Consider the following 24,997-nt stretch of genomic DNA (forward strand, 5'->3'; position numbering starts at 1 on the left):
TTTCTTCTTCGTTTTGGTATTTCACATTTAATGAAGAACTACGCGACATAGTCTTCTATGAAATACCGGGTTTAATATCAGCTTTCCAAATTTTTAAAGAGCATCATGTCTAAATCTATGACTTAGGCATGCGAATGTTATCATTCAATTTGTGTGAACACTCAACAAGGAATGTTTTACTTAAGGTAAGGAGGTGATCCAACCCCAGGTTCCCCTAGGGTTACCTTGTTACGACTTCACCCCAGTCATGAATCACAAAGTGGTAACCGTCCTCCCGAAGGTTAAACTAGCTACTTCTTTTGCAACCCACTCCCATGGTGTGACGGGCGGTGTGTACAAGGCCCGGGAACGTATTCACCGTGGCATTCTGATCCACGATTACTAGCGATTCCGACTTCATGGAGTCGAGTTGCAGACTCCAATCCGGACTACGACGGACTTTCTGGGATTCGCTCCACCTCGCGGTCTTGCTGCCCTCTGTATCCGCCATTGTAGCACGTGTGTAGCCCATCCCGTAAGGGCCATGATGACTTGACGTCGTCCCCACCTTCCTCCGGTTTATCACCGGCAGTCTCCTTAGAGTTCCCGCCCGAAGCGCTGGCAAATAAGGATAGGGGTTGCGCTCGTTGCGGGACTTAACCCAACATTTCACAACACGAGCTGACGACAGCCATGCAGCACCTGTCTCAGAGTTCCCGAAGGCACCAAACTATCTCTAGTAAGTTCTCTGGATGTCAAGGGATGGTAAGGTTCTTCGCGTTGCATCGAATTAAACCACATGCTCCACCGCTTGTGCGGGCCCCCGTCAATTCATTTGAGTTTTAACCTTGCGGCCGTACTCCCCAGGCGGTCAACTTAGCGCGTTAGCTACGCTACCCACGGATCAAGTCCACAGACAGCTAGTTGACATCGTTTACGGCGTGGACTACCAGGGTATCTAATCCTGTTTGCTCCCCACGCTTTCGTGCCTCAGCGTCAGTATTTGTCCAGGTGGCCGCCTTCGCCACTGATGTTCCTTCCAATCTCTACGCATTTCACCGCTACACTGGAAATTCCACCACCCTCTACAATACTCTAGACAGCCAGTTCGAAATGCAGTTCCAAGGTTGAGCCCTGGGCTTTCACATCTCGCTTAACAATCCGCCTACGCACGCTTTACGCCCAGTAATTCCGATTAACGCTCGCACCCTCCGTATTACCGCGGCTGCTGGCACGGAGTTAGCCGGTGCTTCTTCTGTAGGTAACGTCACAGATAGCCGATATTAGCGACTACCCTTTCCTCCCTACTGAAAGTGCTTTACAACCCGAAGGCCTTCTTCACACACGCGGCATGGCTGCATCAGGCTTTCGCCCATTGTGCAATATTCCCCACTGCTGCCTCCCGTAGGAGTCTGGGCCGTGTCTCAGTCCCAGTGTGGCTGATCATCCTCTCAAACCAGCTAGAGATCGTCGCCATGGTAGGCCATTACCCCACCATCTAGCTAATCTCACTTGGGCTAATCTAAAGGCGAAAGGTCCGAAGATCCCCTCCTTTGGTCCGTAGACATTATGCGGTATTAGCAGTCGTTTCCAACTGTTGTCCCCCACCTAAAGGCATATTCCCAAGCATTACTCACCCGTCCGCCGCTCGACGCCTTCTAGTAAACTAGAATCGTTTCCGCTCGACTTGCATGTGTTAAGCCTGCCGCCAGCGTTCAATCTGAGCCATGATCAAACTCTTCAATTAAAAATTAAATCGTGATTCCGAAGAATCGACTCAATGAATTACGCTTGTTGGTATTGCTACCAACTTGACATATGTCGTTTTGCGTGTCACTCATCAAGTTATGTCTTAAAGACAATATGGTAAAACCATTTTCTTGTGAGTGCTCACACAAATTGCATGATAACTATTTGTTAAAGAATTAAGCAATAATCGCATTCGTTATTACTTGAACTTCATCGGCGCTTGCCGTTGAAGTGGATGCGCATTTTACGCATCTCAGTTTCGATGTCAACCGTTAATTTTGAATTTTTTCAATTTAACGTGTTTTCTAAAACTCCGTACTGAACCCAGTATTAATAAGCCCTAGAGACATAAAACTAACTTCCTGTGAAACCGTGTTTCGCCGTGGAAGTGGATGTGCATTTTAAGGATCCTTGAGATAAGATCAACCCCTTTTTTTAAATATGTGGGATCTTTTGGTTTGATCGCTCAGATAACATACAAATTGGATGTGGTTTGACTGTTCTTTAGTGGTTAAGGAGCCTAATAACGGTGAATTTTCCAATAACCGAATGGAGAAAATTAAACACCTAAAGATAATCGGCAGACAAAAGAACTGAATTTTTTGTATTTAAAGCTTTGTTTTGACCAAAGACTCGAAAATGTAATTTTTAATATCCGTTGTGCCTAACGGATTTAGGCTTTGCATAAGCTTGATTGTATAAACTAAGCTTTTAAACAATGAGTTGTGAGAATAAATCTAATCCCGATATCAATGTTCAATAATATTACTTTGAGTGAAATTCTTTTTCTTGCTGTTTACATTGCCACAATAAGATCCGATTACCTTTTCAGAAAAATAGCTTTGTCTTCTATTAGGCTTTCAAATGGGATCCTTTGATATGTTCCCAATTGAGTCTGTACCGCTCTTGCTTGCCACAACAAACTGTCAGGTTTGCCCTTAACTGCATCTTGACGCTTCTCCACTGAATTTCTCCAGCCAGCAGTGCGCTTTGTCACAGGTGTCAACAACTGCTAACTGTGCTTCAGTGGTCGATACAAACTAGTTTATTCCCCATTTGACTTTCACCAAATCGCTTTCGGCGCTTAATGACTCTACTAACAGCATTTTATTTTTTGTAGGATGCAGATCAAAACTGAGCCTAAATCTGTTATTGCCAATAGTCGAACTGCTAATATTTTGAAAATCCTCTGTCAAATCATAATTTATTTCATCAAACGGCAGGAATTTTAAAATAGCCTGCCGGCCCAACCTGGAAGTGAAATATAATCCATGATTGTTAATCGCCCAGCGGTGTGAATTATCAGATTCAAATTGAGCTAATTTAACATTCTCTTGAGTACTTGCTCCCTGTTCTTTAATTAGCCACGTAATAAGATCATTGTCTACGGCAATGGCATTAAAACCTTGAATACCATCAAAAGGCCGATAAGCAACATAGTGTTCACTTATCTTGCTCCTGTGATTACGTTTAACATTAAGCTTCACTACTACTGGCGTGTTATTTTCAAACACAGTAAGAAAAAGGGAGTTGTTATCTGCATGCCAGTAAGGATTGGACACTTTTTCCAGGGCAGAGGTTATAAAATTCGGCTGGTTGACAGCAACCTTATACGTCGATGTATCGGAATCTGATTGCTGAAAACATTGGTCATTATTTATCGCTTGAACGATAAGCCTGTTATCGGCAACAGCAGCTAAATATGTTTCATTTTCATTAATACGAAGTGATTCCAGTTTGGTTGTTGGTGGCCAGCAGGCCAATATTTGTTTTTCTTCGCCTATTACTATTCTCTCGATTAAGAGCGCCTCATCAATATATGTTGCAAAATATATCGACTTAGCGTTTTTACTATATGTTGGCAAATATTGTGCGCCAGGTAATGCCAGAAATTCACTGGCGATGAGGTTAGGTACCTTATCCTGATTATCAACACTAGCTTCCTGAGAAAATGGATTAGGTTGCTCCTGAATATCCTGGTAATTACCATTATGCTGTCTCATGAAATAGCACTGGTCGCCACATTCTGCGAAGATATCATTGGTATAGGGAGGAAGCTTAGGTATTCGAGATAATGTATTTTTTTCTATATCCAACTTAATCGCTTCGCCCTCAAATGAGCTAATAGTTAACCCTGTATTATCATTATGCCAAATCAGTCGATTAGGAATTATCGGTAATACCCTGTTAGCCAACAAAGAACCCGATTGTATATTTATGACCAATAAAGAAAACTCGCGTTTAGCAACTTCTCTTACAATCGCAAGGTTTTGTCCATTTATCGACTCTGCAACTAAAAAATCCCCCGAACCATTGACCTTGGGAGAAGTAACTTTAGACAGTTGCCCAGTCGGCAAGTGAACTTTGTAAATACTTCTATTTGAATTTGAGTAGCCTTGTTGAGCAAGATACAGCACGTTATCACCAGACCAGCCAACAACATACTTGTCATCGAACATACTGCCGTTTAGTTCACTCTGGCCAAGGATATTTCCTTTTTCGCCAACATCTACGATGATATTTTTAACGTTACCGGCGATCATTCGAGTAAATGCCAATCGCCCACCGTTTTTGGACCAATGAACATCCGTGTAATGAGCCTCATCCCAACTAAGTTTATGAAGTTGATTGTTTTGCAGATTTTTTATGAATATTTGTTGAGGGGCATTACTTTCACCGCGATGAGAGAAGGCTATCTTTGACGTTTTTGGATGATAACTTGCGTATATTTCAGAGCCTGCAAGTTCCGTTAATTTGGTTATTTCAAAATCGGCCGGAACAGCATTATTACCTTTTGCTACGAATGCCTGCTGCCACCACATAAATCCAGCTAACAATGCACAAACACTGATTAAATAAATGATGTTGTGAAAATACTGCGATAAAAACGGCTTATGGGTTGGCGGATTCTCATGTTGAATAGTATTTGTATCACTATTTAGCCAATTAGTCTGGGAAACTAATTTATAGCCTTGCTTAGGAATGGTTTTGATATAATGAGGACTACGTGCGTTATCACCAAGCACAGCGCGAAGTTTTTTAAAGGCCGAGCGAACAGCTTCGTCACTTACATGTCGTCCTGCCCATACCTTATCTTGTATCTCTTCCCGGGTAATTATCTGTGAAGGTCGTGAAATCAATAACGCTAAGCAAGCAAACAATTGAGGTTCGACTTTTATTTCTTCACCATTTTTATAAAGGCGTTCGCTCGATAAATTTAAGAGAAATTCACCGAATGCAACGCACTTATCAATGCTCGATTCCCTGCCATCCATGCTTTAAACCTTGTTGTTATTTTTTATTGTGACTTTTTGTGACCTAATCATTATTGCACAACGTCATGAAAGAAAACAAAAAGTTATTGGTCAAAACCCAGCCACTATTTTAATTCTATTAAGGATGCGGCAAACAAGTCGCCTGACTCTTGTGTTGTAGCAAAACTTTTCGCAGTACCGAGCAAATGTTTATCTCGACAACTTATAAAATTAACCAAACCAAAATGAGCACAATATGACTAACTTGAAAATAATGCAATTTCTAGCTCTGTTTTTGCCACTGATAAACATTGCAATGGCAAAAGAAAATACGAGTCATTCTGATCACATTACCCTTAAAGAATTGGATATAAAAATAGAAGCGATTGCCAGGGAGAATAATCTTCCATCCATTGCCTATGCATTAATCGAAAAAGATACATCACCAACTATTCGTATTCATGGCATGGCGAACATTGAATTAAACCTAAAGGCAAACAACGAAACCTTGTATAGAATTGGTTCAGTGTCAAAAATGTTTTCGTCTTTAGCCATCTTGAAACTAGTAGAGCAACAGCGGTTACACCTGGAAGATGAAGTTTCAACCATAGTACCGAGTGTTAAATTTTATAATAAATGGGAAGACAATAATCCTATTCGTATTGTCCATTTGCTTGAGCATACAACCGGTTGGGATAACCTGGCGTTTAAAGAGTATGCTCGCATAAACTCCCCTGAACAAAACTTGAGTGAAAGCTTAACATTTTATCCAGAATCAAGAACATCTCGCTGGCCCCCAGGTACTCGCTATGCTTATACAAACTCTGGGGCCGCAGTTGCAGCACGAATCGTTGAGAAAATTAGCGGACAAACATTTGAAAACTTCGTAACGGCGGAAATTTTCAATCCACTTAATATGGTCAATTCAACCTATTATCAAACTGAGCAGGTAAAAACCAACGGAGCCACATCCTATATTAATACCATCCCACAGCCGTATAAGCACCTTATCTACCGCCCTGCTGGCGCGGTGAACTCAACCATAGAAGACATGGCTAAATTTACGCAGTTTTTTGTACAAAAAGGCGAGCCGATACTGGCACAGGCATTACTAGAAAGAATGCAACGTTCTGAATCGACAAATGCAGGTGCGATACAAACCGCTCAAGGGCTAAATAACTCGGCAAGGGCATATGGTCCATGGGTATATTATGGACATGATGGCTCTGTAAATGGTGCATTCGCTGAGTTACGGTATCTGCCAGAAGCAAATGTAGGTTTTGTCGTTTTATCAAATAGTAATAATCAAGCGGCGATAAAGAAAGTCGCTAAGGAGATCGTCAATTATCAAACTCAGTACCTACACGCCCCTAGAGTTAATGCAAAAAGCATCATTCACAACAAATCATCAGAGGTTAGCGGTTACTATTATAAATTAAATTCAGATTATGAAGTCGCTCACTTTCTTAACCGGCTGGCTGCGACGTATAAAGTCACCACAAAAGAAAATAATCTGACGATTAACGGTCTATTGTTTTATACCACCGCCAACCTTTTACTCCCTGCAAGCGAAAATAGTTTTAAATCTGCGGAACACGGATTGGTAGAGCTAACCATTGCCGATGACCCCGTAGATGGACAAGTGCTACATTACAAGGATAAAGTCTTAAAGCGGATCAGTTCACTTGCCTTATATAGCCAATTTGTATTTGCGATGCTCTGGTTGCTGGTAATTATTTTAACTTTGCTATTGTTGTTAATTAACGAAATTAGAAGGCTTCTAGGAAGGACGTTTTCCAAATATGTCATAAGGATACGACGCTGGACATGTCTTGCTTCTGTTTCAGGGTTCGTTTTCTTAGCTTCAGTATTTGTTGGCATGCAAGCTCCCCACACACACTTAGGTAACATAACTATCATCTCTGTCGCTATGATGTTATCAACCATCGCTTTTGCAATATTTACACTTATTGCAATTTTTCAGAGCAATAAGATAAGCATCCAATCTGTTCCCCCTGTTACTTATTGGTTTTATAAAACCAGTGCGATCATTCACTTTATCGTTGCATGTTACTTCTTTTATTTTGGCGTGATCGGCATGCAGGTTTGGACTTAAAACCCATTAATACCAACCTTTAAAATTCTAAGCCCCTCTATCCAGGGCCTTGAGTCAGCCGTTTAGAGTAAGAAGTAACATTTTGAAAACTGGCTTCCCAACAAAAGCGATCATGTATTTGTATGGGTAGATCTTTCAGGCGATATTCACAACATGTAATCGGAAAATCCATGTGGCGCAAAGTACTCGTTCAAATTTCAATAACTCTTTCGATAGTCTTTATCGGCGGGGGAGCGTTTTCGTACTATAACTATCAAAAAGCGCAAACACTTAAGTTAATCCAGTCGCCACAAAGAAATGACGTATATATCCTTGAAAAAAAGATAATCAAGGACCATACCCCTTTGCGCGAAAAATACGTGATTGCACAAATTAACTCTGTAACCGAGACAGAATTAATTTTTAGAGTCAGTAATTTTGTATATCTGAGGGTATCGGATGCCGTTAAAGGCATTCGCACGGATAAATTACTCACGAGAAGGTTTTTCTCAAATAAGTTAGTACGGCTAGCAAAATCTGAAATTGAGCAACATTGGCTAAACGGTACCATCAGTAAAGTTGGGCGCTCCGCAAATGGGATACACTTATATGGTGGGATAATTAATCACCTTAACCAACCTACCCAAAAAATAAGGAACATGAGGCAAGGGGGGCAAGCCAATCAGCAGGCTATTTCCTACTATCAAGGAAATATGGGATACGAACAAGATATTGATGAGGCTTTCCGACTGTTTAAGCAAGCCGCACATGATGGTCATCCATATGCTCAAATTAATTTAGCACAAATGTATCGCGACGGTGAATCAGTAGAAGTCAATTACAACCAAGCTCTGTATTGGTTTTCTGAAGCCAGGAAACAAGGTATTGCCTACGCGTCTGAAGAATACTCTGAACTTTGTGCAAAAATAACAAGTTACTCTGAAAAATAGGAAATAGACCATAGGAAGATACAATTAAAGCTGAGCTCAACGTTATTTAGCTGGCAGTTAACAACGCGGTACAGCCCAGCGTTTAAAAGCACTGCAATCATTAACGTTTATTAGAAGGAGCACGCCCTATTAACGATATTAAGAAAAGCGCTTCTAAAACCAATGCTTAGATTTATCGTTAGGGTATATGGAGTTGGTGACAGTGAAATGCGTGAAACGCGAATGGCGTTACACGCATTGGGAAAATATTGAAGGCTTAGAAACCAAAAAAGCCTGCTAGATAGCAGGCTTTTGTATATGGTGGAGGGAGGTGGATTCGAACCACCGAAGGCGGAGCCGTCAGATTTACAGTCTGATCCCTTTGGCCACTCGGGAACCCCTCCAGAAATTGGAAGCCTGGCGATGACCTACTCTCACATGGGAACTCCCACACTACCATCGGCGCTACTTCGTTTCACTTCTGAGTTCGGCATGGGTTCAGGTGGTTCCAAAGTGCTATTGTCGCCAGACAAAAAACTTTTATAAATTCGGAAATCTGATATTTAACTTTTTTCTTTCAATATGAATGCTTGAACTTATTTGTCAGACCATACGAAAACCTCTTGGGTGTTGTATGGTTAAGCCTCACGGGCAATTAGTACAGGTTAGCTCAACGCCTCACAACGCTTACACACCCTGCCTATCAACGTCGTAGTCTCCGACGACCCTTTAGGGGACTTAAAGTCCCAGTGAGAACTCATCTCAAAGCCTGCTTCCCGCTTAGATGCTTTCAGCGGTTATCAGTTCCGAACATAGCTACCCGGCAATGCCACTGGCGTGACAACCGGAACACCAGAGGTTCGTCCACTCCGGTCCTCTCGTACTAGGAGCAGCCCTCTTCAATTCTCAAACGCCCACGGCAGATAGGGACCGAACTGTCTCACGACGTTCTAAACCCAGCTCGCGTACCACTTTAAATGGCGAACAGCCATACCCTTGGGACCGACTTCAGCCCCAGGATGTGATGAGCCGACATCGAGGTGCCAAACACCGCCGTCGATATGAACTCTTGGGCGGTATCAGCCTGTTATCCCCGGAGTACCTTTTATCCGTTGAGCGATGGCCCTTCCATACAGAACCACCGGATCACTATGACCTACTTTCGTACCTGCTCGACGTGTCTGTCTCGCAGTTAAGCTGGCTTATGCCATTGCACTAACCGTACGATGTCCGACCGTACTTAGCCAACCTTCGTGCTCCTCCGTTACGCTTTGGGAGGAGACCGCCCCAGTCAAACTACCCACCAGACAGTGTCCCCAGCCAGGATTACTGGCCCAGGTTAGAACATCACGCATACAAGGGTGGTATTTCAAGATTGGCTCCACGAATACTGGCGTACTCGCTTCAAAGCCTCCCACCTATCCTACACATGTAGGAGCAATGTTCACTGTCAAGCTATAGTAAAGGTTCACGGGGTCTTTCCGTCTAGCCGCGGGTATACGGCATCTTAACCGCAAATTCAATTTCACTGAGTCTCGGGTGGAGACAGTGTGGCCATGATTACGCCATTCGTGCAGGTCGGAACTTACCCGACAAGGAATTTCGCTACCTTAGGACCGTTATAGTTACGGCCGCCGTTTACCGGGGCTTCGATCATGAGCTTCGCTTGCGCTAACCCAATCAATTAACCTTCCGGCACCGGGCAGGCGTCACACCGTATACGTCATCTTTCGATTTTGCACAGTGCTGTGTTTTTAATAAACAGTTCCAGCCACCTGGTTACTTCGACCGACCGGTGCTTACTCCGCAAGGGATTCACACTAGCCGGCGTACCTTCTCCCGAAGTTACGGTACTATTTTGCCTAGTTCCTTCACCCGAGTTCTCTCAAGCGCCTTAGTATTCTCTACCTAACCACCTGTGTCGGTTTGGGGTACGGTTCCTTATAATCTGATGCTTAGAAGCTTTTCCTGGAAGTATGGCATCAACAACTTCAACTCCGTAGAGTCTCGTCTCGTATCTCAGTCTTAGGAGTCCGGATTTGCCTAAACTCCCAACCTACATACTTTCACATGGACTACCAACGCCATGCTTGCCTAGCCTGCTCCGTCCCTCCTTCGCAATTATAAGAAGTACAGAAATATTAATCTGTTTCCCATCGACTACGCGTTTCCGCCTCGCCTTAGGGGCCGACTTACCCTGCCCTGATTAACATGGGACAGGAAACCTTGGTCTTTCGGCGTGGGGGTTTTTCACCCCCATTATCGTTACTCATGTCAGCATTCGCACTTCTGATACCTCCAGCATGCTTTACAACACACCTTCAACGGCTTACAGAACGCTCCCCTACCACTTGAACCTAAGTTCAAATCCGCAGCTTCGGTGCTATGTTTAGCCCCGTTACATCTTCCGCGCAGACCGACTCGACTAGTGAGCTATTACGCTTTCTTTAAAGGATGGCTGCTTCTAAGCCAACCTCCTAGCTGTCTGGGCCTTTCCACATCGTTTCCCACTTAACATAGACTTTGGGACCTTAGCTGGCGGTCTGGGTTGTTTCCCTTTCCACGACGGACGTTAGCACCCGCCGTGTGTCTCCCGGATATCACTCACTGGTATTCGGAGTTTGCAAAGGGTTGGTAAGTCGGGATGACCCCCTAGCCTTAACAGTGCTCTACCCCCAGTGGTGTTCGTCCGAGGCTCTACCTAAATAGATTTCGGGGAGAACCAGCTATCTCCCGGCTTGATTAGCCTTTCACTCCGACCCACAGGTCATCACCGCATTTTTCAACATACGTGTGTTCGGTCCTCCAGTTGATGTTACTCAACCTTCAACCTGCCCATGGGTAGATCGCCGGGTTTCGGGTCTACACCTTGCAACTAAACGCGCAGTTAACACTCGCTTTCGCTACGGCTCCCCTAATCGGTTAACCTTGCTACAAAATGTAAGTCGCTGACCCATTATACAAAAGGTACGCAGTCACCCGAAGGCTTCCACTGCTTGTACGTATGCGGTTTCAGGTTCTATTTCACTCCCCTCACAGGGGTTCTTTTCGCCTTTCCCTCACGGTACTGGTTCACTATCGGTCAGTTAGGAGTATTTAGCCTTGGAGGATGGTCCCCCCATATTCAAACAGAATTTCACGTGTTCCGTCCTACTCGATTTCACGGTAAGGTCATTTTCGTGTACGGGACTATCACCCTGTATCGTCAAGCTTTCCAGCTTATTCCACTAATTCACAAACCGCTTAAGGGCTAATTCCCGTTCGCTCGCCGCTACTAAGGAAATCTCGGTTGATTTCTTTTCCTCGGGGTACTTAGATGTTTCAGTTCTCCCGGTTCGCCTCGTTAAGCTATGTATTCACTTAACGATACCTGCCTTATGACAGGTGGGTTTCCCCATTCGGAAATCTGTGCTTATAACGCCTTTTATCGGCTCAACACAGCTTATCGCAGATTAACACGTCCTTCATCGCCTCTAACTGCCAAGGCATCCACCACATACGCTTAGTCACTTAACCATACAACCCCAAAAAGTTTCGAGTGATTCGGTGACAAAACCGAACCCAAATGTATGTCTGACATGTTCACGCATTCATAAGAATGTCTTGAAAGAAATTGATTTTAAAAATCAATTTTGAAGAATTTCTTCTTCGTTTTGGTATTTCACATTTAATGAAGAACTACGCGACATAGTCTTCTATGAAATACCGGGTTTAATATCAGCTTTCCAAATTTTTAAAGAACAGTGAGTCAAAAACTCAAACATAAACGTCAGCGCTTATGTTTGAGTTCTTTGAGAAGTAAAATGGTAGGTCTGAGTAGACTTGAACTACCGACCTCACCCTTATCAGGGGTGCGCTCTAACCAGCTGAGCTACAGACCTACTACATAGGTATGTCTACCAAAGTTTCAGTAAATGGTGGAGCTAAGCAGGATCGAACTGCTGACCTCCTGCGTGCAAGGCAGGCGCTCTCCCAGCTGAGCTATAGCCCCACTACTGAGATACTTCTCTTACAATCGTTATCTATGCAATTTGTGTGAACACTCGACAAGGAATGTTTTACTTAAGGTAAGGAGGTGATCCAACCCCAGGTTCCCCTAGGGTTACCTTGTTACGACTTCACCCCAGTCATGAATCACAAAGTGGTAACCGTCCTCCCGAAGGTTAAACTAGCTACTTCTTTTGCAACCCACTCCCATGGTGTGACGGGCGGTGTGTACAAGGCCCGGGAACGTATTCACCGTGGCATTCTGATCCACGATTACTAGCGATTCCGACTTCATGGAGTCGAGTTGCAGACTCCAATCCGGACTACGACGGACTTTCTGGGATTCGCTCCACCTCGCGGTCTTGCTGCCCTCTGTATCCGCCATTGTAGCACGTGTGTAGCCCATCCCGTAAGGGCCATGATGACTTGACGTCGTCCCCACCTTCCTCCGGTTTATCACCGGCAGTCTCCTTAGAGTTCCCGCCCGAAGCGCTGGCAAATAAGGATAGGGGTTGCGCTCGTTGCGGGACTTAACCCAACATTTCACAACACGAGCTGACGACAGCCATGCAGCACCTGTCTCAGAGTTCCCGAAGGCACCAAACTATCTCTAGTAAGTTCTCTGGATGTCAAGGGATGGTAAGGTTCTTCGCGTTGCATCGAATTAAACCACATGCTCCACCGCTTGTGCGGGCCCCCGTCAATTCATTTGAGTTTTAACCTTGCGGCCGTACTCCCCAGGCGGTCAACTTAGCGCGTTAGCTACGCTACCCACGGATCAAGTCCACAGACAGCTAGTTGACATCGTTTACGGCGTGGACTACCAGGGTATCTAATCCTGTTTGCTCCCCACGCTTTCGTGCCTCAGCGTCAGTATTTGTCCAGGTGGCCGCCTTCGCCACTGATGTTCCTTCCAATCTCTACGCATTTCACCGCTACACTGGAAATTCCACCACCCTCTACAATACTCTAGACAGCCAGTTCGAAATGCAGTTCCAAGGTTGAGCCCTGGGCTTTCACATCTCGCTTAACAATCCGCCTACGCACGCTTTACGCCCAGTAATTCCGATTAACGCTCGCACCCTCCGTATTACCGCGGCTGCTGGCACGGAGTTAGCCGGTGCTTCTTCTGTAGGTAACGTCACAGATAGCCGATATTAGCGACTACCCTTTCCTCCCTACTGAAAGTGCTTTACAACCCGAAGGCCTTCTTCACACACGCGGCATGGCTGCATCAGGCTTTCGCCCATTGTGCAATATTCCCCACTGCTGCCTCCCGTAGGAGTCTGGGCCGTGTCTCAGTCCCAGTGTGGCTGATCATCCTCTCAAACCAGCTAGAGATCGTCGCCATGGTAGGCCATTACCCCACCATCTAGCTAATCTCACTTGGGCTAATCTAAAGGCGAAAGGTCCGAAGATCCCCTCCTTTGGTCCGTAGACATTATGCGGTATTAGCAGTCGTTTCCAACTGTTGTCCCCCACCTAAAGGCATATTCCCAAGCATTACTCACCCGTCCGCCGCTCGACGCCTTCTAGTAAACTAGAATCGTTTCCGCTCGACTTGCATGTGTTAAGCCTGCCGCCAGCGTTCAATCTGAGCCATGATCAAACTCTTCAATTAAAATTAAATCGTGATTCCGAAGAATCGACTCAATGAATTACGCTTGTTGGTATTGCTACCAACTTGACATATGTCGTTTTGCGTGTCACTCATCAAGTTATGCCTTAAAGGCAATATGGTAAAACCATTTTCTTGTGAGTGCTCACACAAATTGCATGATAACTATTTGTTAAAGAATTTAAGCAACAATCACACTCGTTGTTGCCTGTGCTTTCCGTTGAAAGCGGATGTGCATTTTACGCATCCCAGATTTGAAGTCAACAATTAAATTTGAATTTTTTCAATTTAATTTGTTGGCATCATTAAGTTTGGATAATTCGACCTAAGATGCTTTTCAAATCCGCTTCCGTATTGACTTGCGCCCTGTGGAAGTGGATGCGCATTTTAGAGATTTTCGTGAAGACGTCAACACCTTTTTTGAAAAAAGTGCGCCAAATGGATCGTTTGCTCAAAAAGCGGTCGATTTTAATAATTGATTGCGTTTTAAATACCAAAAGCCGCACCTTTAACTACATTTTGGTCACAAACCTGTGCCCAAGTATTGGGCTTAGTTTGGCTAAGTTTGTTGTTTTATATATGCTTTTTTAAATTTGACCATTGCAGTTTGTTAAAATATCGTTAACATGAGATTTGATAGCTTAAAAAATGTATAGATCAACTCAGGTAATAGTCATGAATTCTCGATTAGTTTTAACTTGGGCCTTAGTTGCAATAGCACTTACCATCATTGGTTACTATGCAGCTTCTGCTACTGGACAATTAGATCAGGCATCTCTTGCCTTAGGCCTTTTCGTCGGTGCCTTGCTTGCACCATGCGTTGTTAACTTCATTTATCGTCGTAATGATTATGAGGTTGAAGAAACCAACCTAAAAACATTATATGTTGGCAATTTACCCTACCGAGCCAACGAAGCGACCGTTCGCAGCCTATTTGCTGAGTATGGTTCTGTGCATTCGGTTAGATTAATGAAGGATAAGCACACAGGTAAGCGTCGCGGATTTGGCTTTGTTGAAATTGCGGCGAATGATATAGACAATATTATCGAAGCGTTAAACGATACCGAATTTCAGCAACGCACATTAAAAGTGCGCGAAGCGAAAGAGCGACCGAATACAGATCAAAGTAGAGCTTAATCGTTTACTGAAGGAACGTTATCACACGGCTCAATTATAGATAATAAAAACGGCAGTATATACTGCCGTTTTTTCTTGCTTTAAGTTAATCCTTAAGTCGGCTTAACGGTTATTGCTCTCTAGCGATAGCTCGGTAAGCAATGTCGGTTCTAAACTCAACACCTTCCCAAGAGATTTGCTGTAGCAACTCATAAGCGGCTTTTTGTGCATCGGTTACACTATTGCCTAAAGCTGTTGCACATAATACACGACCACCAGCGGTTACCACTTGGCCATCTTTAGTTGTCGTGCCAGCATGGAAGGTTTTACGATCAACTAGGGTGTTTAGCTCTAAACCAGAGATAACATCGCCTTTGTTGTAGCTACCAGGATAACCACCCGCGGCCAATACCACACCAACCGCAGCACGAGAGTCAAATTCAATCGTGACTTTATCCAGATCGCCTTTGCACGCCGCAAGGCACAGCTCTACTAAGTCAGATTGTAAGCGCATCATGATTGGTTGTGTTTCAGGATCACCAAAACGACAGTTATATTCAATAACCTTTGGTGTACCATCAGCAGCAATCATCAATCCCGCGTATAAGAAACCTTTATATGGTGCATCTTCTTTAGCCATACCTTCAACCGTTGGCCAGATAACTTCGTTCATAATGCGATCATGAATTTCAGCTGTCACAACTGGCGCAGGCGAGTAAGCCCCCATACCACCGGTGTTTGGTCCCTTATCACCATTGTAAGCACGTTTATGATCTTGGCTAGTTGCCATTGGTAGCACGTTTTTACCGTCAACCATAACAATGAAGCTTGCTTCTTCACCTTCTAGGAATTCTTCAATAACTACTCGGTGACCCGCATCGCCAAATGCGTTTCCAGCTAGCATATCTTTGATTGCATCTTCCGCTTCTTCTAGGGTCATCGCTACAATAACACCTTTACCGGCGGCTAAACCGTCTGCTTTAACAACGATTGGCGCACCTTGCTCACGGACGTAAGCAATTGCTGGCTCAATTTCAGTAAAGTTTTGGTAAGCGGCGGTAGGAATGTTATGACGCGCTAAAAAGTCTTTAGTAAATGATTTTGAGCCTTCAAGCTGAGCTGCTTTGGCACTCGGGCCGAAAATCATTAAGCCTTCGGCTTCAAATGCATCAACAACACCATCAACCAAGGGTTGCTCTGGACCAACAATCGTCAACGCAACCTGGTTGTCTTTGGCAAAAGCAACAAGTTCAGTAATTTGACCAACGTCGATAGCAACATTTTCTAACTTAGACTCGGTTGCTGTGCCCGCATTACCTGGGGCCACAAAAACTTTTTCGACTTGTGCTGATTGTGCGACTTTCCATGCTAGCGCATGTTCACGGCCGCCACTACCAATAACTAAAACGTTCATTTATTACAATGTTCCTATGAGCCTGCTATTTAGCAGCAGGCTTAACAAATTTAAGTGTCATACGGTCACTTTCGCCAATCGCCAGATACTTTTCACGATCTTCATCTTTAAGGCGCATAACCGGTGGTAATGTCCAAACACCACCAGGATGATCGGCAGTATCTTTAGGGTTGGCATTAATCTCGCTACTTGCAGCTAATTCAAAACCTGCTTTTTCAGCAAGTTCGATAGCAAGTGCTTGTGGGAAGTAACCGCTTTTATAATTCTCTTCAAAGTCTTGTGATTCAGGCATGCGATGTTCGACAACACCAAGTACACCACCTGGCTTTAACGCGCGGTAGCTATCTTTAAAGATTTGCTCTACCCCTTCTACACGCCAGTTGTGTAGGTTACGGAACGTTAATACTAAGTCAGCGCTACCTTGTGGGGCGATTTCACTTTCAACGCGCGGGGTAAAGTCCGTTAAGGTAACTTCACTGTAAACTTCATTACTAGCCAGCTTTTTTTCAAGTGCTTTACGCGAGCGACTGTAATAATTGTCTTCACCGGTATCCGGGTAATGTGCACCGTAAAGCTTACCAGTGCCTTTTAATGCTGGCGCCAAAATTTCTGTGTACCAACCACCACCAGGAGCAATCTCAACAACGGTCATGTCTGGACGAAAGCCAAAAAATTCCAGCGTTGCTATTGGGTTACGGTATTGATCGCGTAACTTATTTTTGTCGCTACGGTGCTCAGCATTTACCGCTTGCTGTAATGCAGTCACTGCTGCCTCAGTATTAGTCTCATCAGCAGCAAAGCCTGATGCTGAAACAGAAAGAATAGCCGAAGCAATTAAGGTTTTTAATTTCATAACATTTCCCTGATATTTATTGTTGTTTAACTTTAAGACCTACGAACATGGCGAAATATACTTTGTTGGTAGGTATCTAAGATAGATTATCTATATGCACCCAATTATTACAAAAAAGCTAATTTCTACAGGTAGATAGAACTTAGTTATAACAGATAAACGAGAGATTAAAAAACTTTGTTCACAAGACATTGATTGCCGAGAGTTTGGTCTCGGCAATCTCGATTTACTAGTGGCGGAAGTGACGCATACCAGTAAACACCATGGCAATACCGTGCTCGTCGGCTGCAGCGATAACTTCTTCGTCACGCATTGAACCGCCCGGCTGAATTACCGCAGTAATGCCTGCTTCAGCTGCTGCGTCTAAGCCATCACGGAATGGGAAGAATGCATCAGATGCCATCACAGAACCTTTAACTTCAAGGTTTTCATCAGCTGCTTTAATGCCTGCAATTTTCGCTGAGTAAACACGACTCATTTGACCGGCACCAACGCCAATAGTCATATCACCTTTTGCATACACGATTGCATTTGATTTAACAAACTTCGCTACTTTCCAGCAGAATAATAAATCATTCATCTCTTCAGCAGTAGGCTGACGCTTAGTTACAACTTTCAAGTCGTCCAAGCCAACCATACCTTGGTCACGGTCTTGTACTAATAAACCACCGTTTACGCGCTTAAGCTCATGACCGTTAGTTTGTTGGTTCCACTGACCACACTCTAATAGACGAACATTAGGCTTAGCTGCCACGATTTGCTTAGCCGCTTCTGAAACCACTGGTGCAATAATCACTTCAACGAATTGACGAGATACAATCGCTTCTGCAGTATCAGCGTCTAATTCTTTGTTAAAGGCAATGATGCCACCAAACGCTGACGTTGGATCTGTTTTAAATGCTTTTTCGTAAGCTTCAAGGATATTATCACCTAATGCAACACCACATGGGTTAGCATGCTTAACGATAACACACGCCGGCTTATCAAATTCTTTAACACACTCAAGCGCGGCATCGGTATCAGCGATGTTGTTGTACGATAATGCTTTACCTTGAATTTGCTCTGCAGTTGCCACCGACGCTTCTTGTGGTTCTGCTTCTACGTAAAATGCTGCTTGCTGATGAGAGTTTTCACCGTAGCGCAAGTCTTGCTTTTTGATGAACTGCGTGTTGTAGGTGCGTGGAAAGTCAGAAGCTGACTGTTCTTGCTCACCGTACGCTGGTAGCATTTTACCAAAGTAGTTAGCAATCATGCCGTCATAACTTGCTGTGTGTTCAAATGCAGAAATCGCTAAATCAAAACGCGTTTGTTGAGTTAGTGAGCCATTGTTTTCGGCCATTTCAGCTAACACACGGTCATAGTCATGGGCGTTAACAACAATCGTCACATCTTTGTGGTTTTTCGCTGCCGCACGTACCATAGTTGGGCCACCGATATCGATATTTTCGATTGCGTCTGATAATGTACAACCTTCGTTCGCAACGGTTTTTGCAAATGGGTACAAGTTAACAACAACCATATCGATAGCAGAGATGTTGTTTTCGCTCATCACCGCTTCGTCCATATCGCGACGCGCTAAAATACCACCATGAACTTTTGGGTGTAAGGTTTTTACACGACCGTCCATGATTTCTGGGTGACCGGTGTAATCTGACACTTCAGTCACTTTGATACCATTTTCAGCTAGTAGCTTAGCTGTACCGCCTGTTGATAAAATATCCACACCTTGGCTAGCCAAGGCAGTAGCAAACTCAACAATACCTGTTTTGTCAGATACGCTAAGTAGCGCACGTTTAATTGGACGTGGGGTTTCCATAGTTTTTGTTTACCTTTTCAGTGTAAATTTAAAAATCAAATTTGTTTGAATAAGATGATTGCAGCTGAGCGTTGAGGTAACTGTGCGAGCCAAAATTACCGCGGGTGATTATTACTTGCGCTTAAACTACAACTAAACATTTCTTATTTTTATATAGAGTACGCTACGTAAACAGCTACTCCCTGAGTATTCGTCCCTGAATAAATCTGTTTTTTACCTTCCATGGGGCAACAGAAATAAATTTGCCCTTGAATAAAAAAAGCACCCGAAGGTGCTTTAAGGCAGGCTAACCTGCCCGGAATTAATTCATGCCGTATTTTTTCAGCTTCTTGCGTAAAGTACCGCGGTTGATACCTAGCAAGTTTGCTGCACGAGTTTGGTTACCGCGAGTGTACTGCATTACTTCTTCAAGCATTGGCGCTTCAATTTCTGATAGAACCAATTCGTACATATCATCAACATCGTTACCGTTTAATTGAGATAAGTAGTTTTTAATCGCTACCTTCGCTTGAGTACGTAATGGTGATGCCTTGGTCTGAGTTTGTAGGTCACCGATAACAAATGGAGAAGTAATATTTTGTTCAAACATAAAGTTCAGACTCTTTCTAATTAGTTAAATTTTCAAAAAACATATTTAATGCTGATAATTGTTGCTCGGGCAACTCAAGAGCATTAAATATGGAACGAAACTGTTTACCTTGATCATGCGTTTGCAAGTACCAAGACACGTGCTTACGAGCAATACGAACACCCATAAACTCGCCATAAAATTTGTGTAGCTCAGAAACATGGCCAAGTAAAATATCCCTAACTTCGCTCACGTCTGGATGCGGCAATAACTCACCGCTTTCAAGAAAGTGGTTAATTTCTCGAAAAATCCATGGTCGGCCTTGCGCTGCTCGTCCCACCATGACCGCATCAGCTCCGGTATAATCTAATACCTGCTTTGCTTTTTCTGGGCCAGTGATATCACCATTGGCGATCACTGGTATCGATATCGCCGCTTTAATCGCTTTGATGGTATCGTACTCTGCTTCGCCTTTATAAAAGTCGCTACGAGTACGGCCATGAACCGCGAGTGCTTGGATACCATTAGCCTCGGCAATTTTGGCGATTTTCACACCATTACGAGAATCTTCACACCAACCGGTGCGAATTTTCAAGGTCACAGGAATATCAACCGCAGCCACCACCGCTTTAACAATTTGCTCCACTTGTTGTGGTGCTTTAAGCAACGCCGAGCCTGCAAGTTTTTTATTCACTTTTTTGGCTGGGCAGCCCATGTTAATGTCAATGATTTGTGCGCCATTGTCGGCATTAAACTGCGCAGCAAAAGCCATTTCTTCTGGCTCTGAACCGGCGATTTGTACCGAACGGATTCCCGCTTCATCACTGTGTTGCATACGTCGCTGCGACTTGCCTGACTTCCAAACCTGAGGGTTTGAAGACAGCATTTCACCTACAGCCATACCTGCCCCAAGACGACAACAAAGCTGTCGAAACGGTTTATCGGTAATTCCCGCCATTGGCGCGAGAATGACATTATTGTCTAACTGATATGGACCTATTTTCACGTGATGTTTTTTTGAGCTAAGGCTAAAAAGGGCGCTAAGTTTACGTGTTTTTTTTAGGAAATAAAAGTAGATAAATTGAACAATTCAGCCTTTTTTATATGTTTTTCTGGTTGACTTTTAACAATTCATATTTTCATCAAAAAAATGACGGAAATTGGCTACAGGTTCCCGTCATTTAGATACATAAAGTCGGCTAATTAGTACACAACGGTTAACTATTTGTAGCGAACACCGTTCAAACGTACCCATTCTTCTTGCACGGTGATTGGTGCCATGTCACACCATTGGCCATATACTTTATTAAGCTCTTCGCCCTGCTCTTCTAAAATGCCGGATAACGCTAACAAGCCACCAGGCGCAACATAGTCAGTAATTACCGGGGCAAGCTCACGCAACGGACCCGCAAGGATATTGGCCACCACAATATCGGCTTTTAAGCTAGGTTGATCTTTTGGTAAAAACAGCTCTAAACGATCGGCGACACCGTTACGCTTAGCGTTTTCTTCACTGGCTTGTAATGCTTGTGGGTCAATATCAATACCTATCACTTTCTTAGCACCAAGCTTTAGCGCCGCCAATGATAAAATACCCGAACCACAACCAAAATCGACCACAGTTTTACCTTCCAGATCGAGTGAGTCTAGCCAGGTTAAGCACAGTGCCGTTGTTGGGTGCGTACCGGTACCAAAAGCAAGACCCGGATCCAGCATAACGTTGACCGCGTCAGGATCTGGTACTTCGCGCCAACTTGGGCAAATCCAAAGGCGAGTTCCAAACTTCATTGGATGGAAGTTGTCCATCCATTCGCGTTCCCAATCTTTGTCTTCGAGTAGCTCTTGCTTGTACTGCATGTTTTTGCCATCAGGATGGATGCTTTGTAAGTAGCTAATGACTTTTTCCATATCGTGGCTTGCATCAAATAAGCCCATGACAACTGTGTTATGCCAGTAAACAACTTCATCACCAGGTAATGGCTCATAAATAGGCGTATCTTTCGCGTCAATAAAAGTCACAGCTTGTGAGCCACAGGCCATTAGCCAATCACTGTATTTTTCTGCCGTTTCTTCATTTGCTTGTAAACGTAACTGTATCCAAGGCATGTTTTCATCTCTAAATCACAAATTACTGATAATTTTACCACTGTCACCCTAAAAGGGATAAGGCTTATATGAAATTATAAAAAAATATTGTTATCAACAAAGATAAGTCGATAAAGTGAACAACCATAATGGCAACAGCAATCGTCAGGTAATGAGTTGATATGGATTATTTTCCGATATTTTTAGATGCGAAAAAGATGCACTGCGTAGTGATTGGTGCCGGACAGGTGGCTGCTCGCAAAATTGAATTGCTATTAAAAAGCCAAGCAGGCATTACTGTACTAAGCTCTGCCACTTCAGTGACCGTTGACAGACTTATTAGTCATCACAAGCTTAAGCTGATAAAAGCCGATTATGATATCAGTTTACTGCCCAAGCAGACGAATTTAGTCATCGCCGCAACCAATAACAATGTCGTCAACTCACAAATTGCCCAGCAATGTCAGCAACGTAATATCTTAGTTAATGTGGTCGATAGTCCAGAGTTATGCAGCTATATCACCCCCGCCATAATTGACCGAGAGCCAATGCTGATTGCCTTATCTAGCAGTGGTCAAGCGCCCATGATGTTGCAGCTATTAAAGCAACAAATAGATCAACTACTGCCTGCAAGCTATGGTGTATTAGCTACGTTTCTTGGTGACAAGCGTAAAAAAGTTCAACAACAAATCCCGTCATTTGCACAGCGCCGACAATTTTGGCAAAACGTTATTAACTCTGACCTTAACGAGTACCTAACCAAAGGTGACATTGAAAAGGCTGAGCTTCAGTTTAGTCAATTACTCGGTTGTTGCGAACAAAGTGATACAGCGACAGTCACATTGATAACAGTGTTCAGTGATAATCCAGACACATTAACTCTACAAGCATACCGACAGCTGCAAAGCAGTGACCAAGTATTTATTAGCGCCGAATTACAGCAATACTTCAACGATTATTGTCGTCGTGATGCAGAGAAAGTAAGTGATTGGCAAATAGCCGATGTCATGAGTGCACGCCAGAGAGTGAACACAATCAGTGTATTAGTACATAGCGATTCAAAAATGGCCGATAAGCTTACTCTACATATCGCTCAGCAACATGAGCATCAGCCCATCCGGCACATCGTCTGTGGCCGTTAAATATGCATTTTGTGGGTTACCTCTCTTTACTTAAATACACGTGACTACAATACCAGACTGAAATACTCACGAAAGCCCAAAACGATAAGAGGGCTCAAAGAGCCCCCTAAGTATTGAATGGCCTGCTGACCAATGTGTCTGCCACCGTTATTGAGGCATTTGATACTCATAAGGTGCTTGAATACCTAATGGAATACCGATTGACCAATAAATAAGTAAAAATGCCGTCCAAATAACTAGCAAGACTAAGGTGTAAGGCATCATCATGGATGCTAAAGAGCCAATACCCGTGGTTCTTACATACCGCTGACAATAAACAACAACAAGTGGGAAATACACCATCAATGGCGAGATGATATTGGATACAGAGTCACCGACACGGTAGGCGGCTTGTGATAGCTCTGGCGAAATGCCGACAACCATCAGCATAGGTACCAGAATTGGGCCAATAAGCGCCCACTTAGCCGATGCCGAGCCAACCAATAAGTTGACTGTCGCAGTGAGTAAGATCATACCAACAATGGTCGCCTCGCCTGGTAAGTTCATCGCCTTAAGCCCTTCCGCACCATAAAGCGCCAGCATGGTACCAATGTTGGAATTACCAAATGCCGCTAGGAATTGCGCACAAAAGAATGCCATAACAATATAAGCAGCCATGGTTGTCATGCTATGACTCATAGCATTGACGATATCATTAGATGTTTTAAATTTCCCAGAGACCTTACCGTAGATAATGCCCGGAATAATAAACAAAACAAAAATGAGCGGTACGATCATCTTCATTAATGGTGCATTAAAGGCGGTGATTTGTCCATCAGGTGAGCGTAGTGGCGAGTCGACAGGGTAAACCGCTAATGCCAATAGGATTAAACCGACGATCATTGACCAACCAGCAATACTAAACGCTTTCGATTCTTGCTCAGTAAACTCACCTAAGTTTTGCGCTTCTTCAACATCGTCATTAAGCTCAACGCCAGCAAGGCGTGGCTCAATCCACTTTTCGGTAACCCACCAACCGGCCAGAATCACAGGAATAGACGATAAGCCAGTAAAAAAGATATTTGCCAGAGGGTTAACCAAATAATCGCCATCAAGCACTTGTGCTGATGTTTGAGTAAAGCCAGCGAGTAATGGATCAATTCCAGACGGAATAAAGTTCGCCGAGAAGCCACCAGAAACACCAGCAAAGGCTGCGGCGATACCAGCTAATGGATGGCGACCGGCTGCATGGAAGATAATACCACCGAGCGGTATCACTAACACATAACCCGCATCTGCTGCGGTATGAGATACGATAGCAACTAAAATCACCATAGGTGTTAGAAGTTTTGCTGGCGTAAATGCCAACATTTTTTTAAGGCCCGTGGTAATAAAACCTGACGAATCGGCAACCCCGACACCAAGTACCGCCACCAAAACTAAGCCAAGAGGTGCAAACGAGGTGAACACCGGTACCATATTGGCCATAAAGTTGGCCATGGCGTCACCGGTGAGCTGGTTATTGATAGCTAATGCTTCACCCGTGCGCGGATTAATAACATCAAAATTCACATTAGCTAATAGGGCCGATAATACCCAAACAAGCAATAATGCCCAAAAGAATAACACTGTTGGATCAGGGATTTTATTACCAACCACCTCAATACCATTGAGGAAACGATTCATCATCCCATTTTTATTATCTATCTGTTTTGTTTGCATAATTCGCCCTTAATTCTGTTTAAAAATTAGCATACCCGACAAATTAAAGCTTGTTAAGTCCAGCTTCTATGAAATTTTTCAATCTGAAACTATGGTGAACTCGTACTGATAAATAACTGGCCATTGAGGTAAGGGGATGAGTATGTCTTCGGCGCTAAATAAACTGAATATCACCATTGGCAAAGATATGTTTGCCTTATCGCCACTTCCGATGCTGACTGTCTATGACGATAATTTTTTCCTTGCTAATGACTACGACATATTATCGCTTGGTCAGCGACGCCACGTACAAAGACACTTAACAGAACAAGGCTACAAACAAGCTACGGGAAAAACAATGCACAATAAAGGCGCTACCGCTGTGTTCCCAAAGCCCAACCATATACTAGCGCAATCAAATTTTCGCCCCGAGTTTATTACGCCACAAGATCATACCATTTATATCGTCACACCAACTTGCTTTGCTGAGGGCTTGTTTTATTACTTCAATAACCAACGGCAAACATTGTTACTAAAAGCACTGCAACAACTTATTGATCGCTGCCCGTTCAATATTGAATATTTACGATGCGTGACGTTAAACAGCAACATTGAAGGCCAAGTAAAGTCGCTAACTCCACAACTTAGCGAATACCAGCAACAAGTCATCGCCCGCAAATTTAAGCAAAAACGCGCCTACTGAACGTTCGCT

At 43.7% G+C, this 24,997-nt stretch carries 13 protein-coding genes, 3 tRNA genes and 4 rRNA genes; 5 read left to right on the forward strand and 15 right to left on the reverse strand.

The window, feature by feature from the left end; translation table 11 throughout:
- Nucleotides 1-186 precede the first annotated feature (186 nt).
- Nucleotides 187-1,726 (reverse strand): 16S ribosomal RNA (locus ACAX20_RS14005).
- Nucleotides 1,727-2,768: 1,042 nt separating this feature from the next.
- A complete protein-coding gene (locus ACAX20_RS14010; RefSeq protein WP_371187178.1) occupies nt 2,769-5,003 on the reverse strand; it encodes a winged helix-turn-helix domain-containing protein in 2,235 nt (744 codons plus the stop codon).
- A gap of 235 nt (nt 5,004-5,238) precedes the next feature.
- Between ACAX20_RS14010 and ACAX20_RS14015 the strand changes: the two genes are divergently transcribed.
- Both ACAX20_RS14015 and ACAX20_RS14020 read left to right on the forward strand, forming a co-directional pair.
- Entirely contained in the window at nt 5,239-7,098 is a 1,860-nt protein-coding gene (locus ACAX20_RS14015; protein ID WP_371187180.1) for a serine hydrolase domain-containing protein, read from the forward strand.
- Between the two features lie 170 nt (nt 7,099-7,268).
- Entirely contained in the window at nt 7,269-8,027 is a 759-nt protein-coding gene (locus tag ACAX20_RS14020) for a tetratricopeptide repeat protein (protein WP_371187182.1), read from the forward strand.
- A 298-nt stretch (nt 8,028-8,325) separates the two neighbouring features.
- Here the strand turns inward: ACAX20_RS14020 and ACAX20_RS14025 are convergent.
- The 6 genes from ACAX20_RS14025 to ACAX20_RS14050 all read right to left on the reverse strand — a co-directional run bounded on the left by ACAX20_RS14025 (nt 8,326) and on the right by ACAX20_RS14050 (nt 13,614).
- Nucleotides 8,326-8,410, reverse strand: a tRNA-Tyr gene (locus ACAX20_RS14025).
- Nucleotides 8,411-8,421: 11 nt separating this feature from the next.
- Nucleotides 8,422-8,536 (reverse strand): 5S ribosomal RNA (rrf, locus tag ACAX20_RS14030).
- Nucleotides 8,537-8,640: 104 nt separating this feature from the next.
- Nucleotides 8,641-11,522, reverse strand: a 23S ribosomal RNA gene (locus ACAX20_RS14035).
- Between the two features lie 288 nt (nt 11,523-11,810).
- Nucleotides 11,811-11,887 (reverse strand) — tRNA-Ile (locus ACAX20_RS14040).
- 34 nt (nt 11,888-11,921) lie between these two features.
- A tRNA-Ala gene (locus ACAX20_RS14045) sits at nt 11,922-11,997 on the reverse strand.
- A gap of 77 nt (nt 11,998-12,074) precedes the next feature.
- Nucleotides 12,075-13,614 (reverse strand): 16S ribosomal RNA (locus ACAX20_RS14050).
- Together the 16S, 23S and 5S rRNA genes with 3 tRNA genes alongside form the textbook arrangement of a ribosomal RNA operon.
- Nucleotides 13,615-14,286: 672 nt before the next feature.
- On the opposite strand from ACAX20_RS14050, the gene ACAX20_RS14055 reads away from it, so the two are divergent.
- Entirely contained in the window at nt 14,287-14,748 is a 462-nt protein-coding gene (locus tag ACAX20_RS14055; protein ID WP_371187184.1) for an RNA recognition motif domain-containing protein, read from the forward strand.
- A gap of 109 nt (nt 14,749-14,857) precedes the next feature.
- Here the strand turns inward: ACAX20_RS14055 and purD are convergent, their stop codons facing one another.
- The 6 genes from purD to prmA all read right to left on the reverse strand — a co-directional run bounded on the left by purD (nt 14,858) and on the right by prmA (nt 21,484).
- Complete coding sequence (gene purD / locus ACAX20_RS14060; protein WP_371187186.1) at nt 14,858-16,141, reverse strand: phosphoribosylamine--glycine ligase; 1,284 nt, start codon at nt 16,139-16,141, stop codon at nt 14,858-14,860.
- A gap of 25 nt (nt 16,142-16,166) precedes the next feature.
- On the reverse strand, nt 16,167-16,994 hold the full coding sequence (locus ACAX20_RS14065) for a class I SAM-dependent methyltransferase (RefSeq protein WP_371187188.1): 828 nt from the start codon (nt 16,992-16,994) through the stop codon (nt 16,167-16,169).
- Between the two features lie 229 nt (nt 16,995-17,223).
- Nucleotides 17,224-18,810, reverse strand: a complete 1,587-nt coding sequence (gene purH, locus ACAX20_RS14070; RefSeq protein WP_371187190.1) for a bifunctional phosphoribosylaminoimidazolecarboxamide formyltransferase/IMP cyclohydrolase — start codon at nt 18,808-18,810, stop codon at nt 17,224-17,226.
- Between the two features lie 301 nt (nt 18,811-19,111).
- The gene (gene fis, locus ACAX20_RS14075; protein WP_135438976.1) at nt 19,112-19,399 is read right to left on the reverse strand and encodes a DNA-binding transcriptional regulator Fis; all 288 of its coding nucleotides are present in this window, start codon (nt 19,397-19,399) and stop codon (nt 19,112-19,114) included.
- Between the two features lie 16 nt (nt 19,400-19,415).
- A complete protein-coding gene (gene dusB, locus ACAX20_RS14080) occupies nt 19,416-20,384 on the reverse strand; it encodes a tRNA dihydrouridine synthase DusB (RefSeq protein WP_371187192.1) in 969 nt (322 codons plus the stop codon).
- 215 nt (nt 20,385-20,599) lie between these two features.
- A complete protein-coding gene (prmA, locus tag ACAX20_RS14085) occupies nt 20,600-21,484 on the reverse strand; it encodes a 50S ribosomal protein L11 methyltransferase (RefSeq protein WP_371187194.1) in 885 nt (294 codons plus the stop codon).
- Between the two features lie 161 nt (nt 21,485-21,645).
- Here prmA and ACAX20_RS14090 point away from each other — a divergent pair, with 161 nt between their 5' ends.
- Nucleotides 21,646-22,605 carry a bifunctional precorrin-2 dehydrogenase/sirohydrochlorin ferrochelatase gene (locus tag ACAX20_RS14090; RefSeq protein ID WP_371187196.1) on the forward strand — a complete coding sequence of 320 codons (960 nt, stop codon included), beginning with the start codon at nt 21,646-21,648 and terminating at the stop codon, nt 22,603-22,605.
- A 147-nt stretch (nt 22,606-22,752) separates the two neighbouring features.
- On the opposite strand, the gene ACAX20_RS14095 is transcribed toward ACAX20_RS14090, so the two are convergent.
- Nucleotides 22,753-24,306 carry an AbgT family transporter gene (locus ACAX20_RS14095; protein WP_371187198.1) on the reverse strand — a complete coding sequence of 518 codons (1,554 nt, stop codon included), beginning with the start codon at nt 24,304-24,306 and terminating at the stop codon, nt 22,753-22,755.
- Between the two features lie 142 nt (nt 24,307-24,448).
- Between ACAX20_RS14095 and ACAX20_RS14100 the strand changes: the two genes are divergently transcribed.
- A complete protein-coding gene (locus ACAX20_RS14100; protein WP_371187200.1) occupies nt 24,449-24,988 on the forward strand; it encodes a hypothetical protein in 540 nt (179 codons plus the stop codon).
- Nucleotides 24,989-24,997: the final 9 nt, after the last annotated feature.

This window comes from Thalassotalea sp. Sam97, from assembly GCF_041379765.1.
Lineage (GTDB): Bacteria > Pseudomonadota > Gammaproteobacteria > Enterobacterales > Alteromonadaceae > Thalassotalea_A > Thalassotalea_A maritima.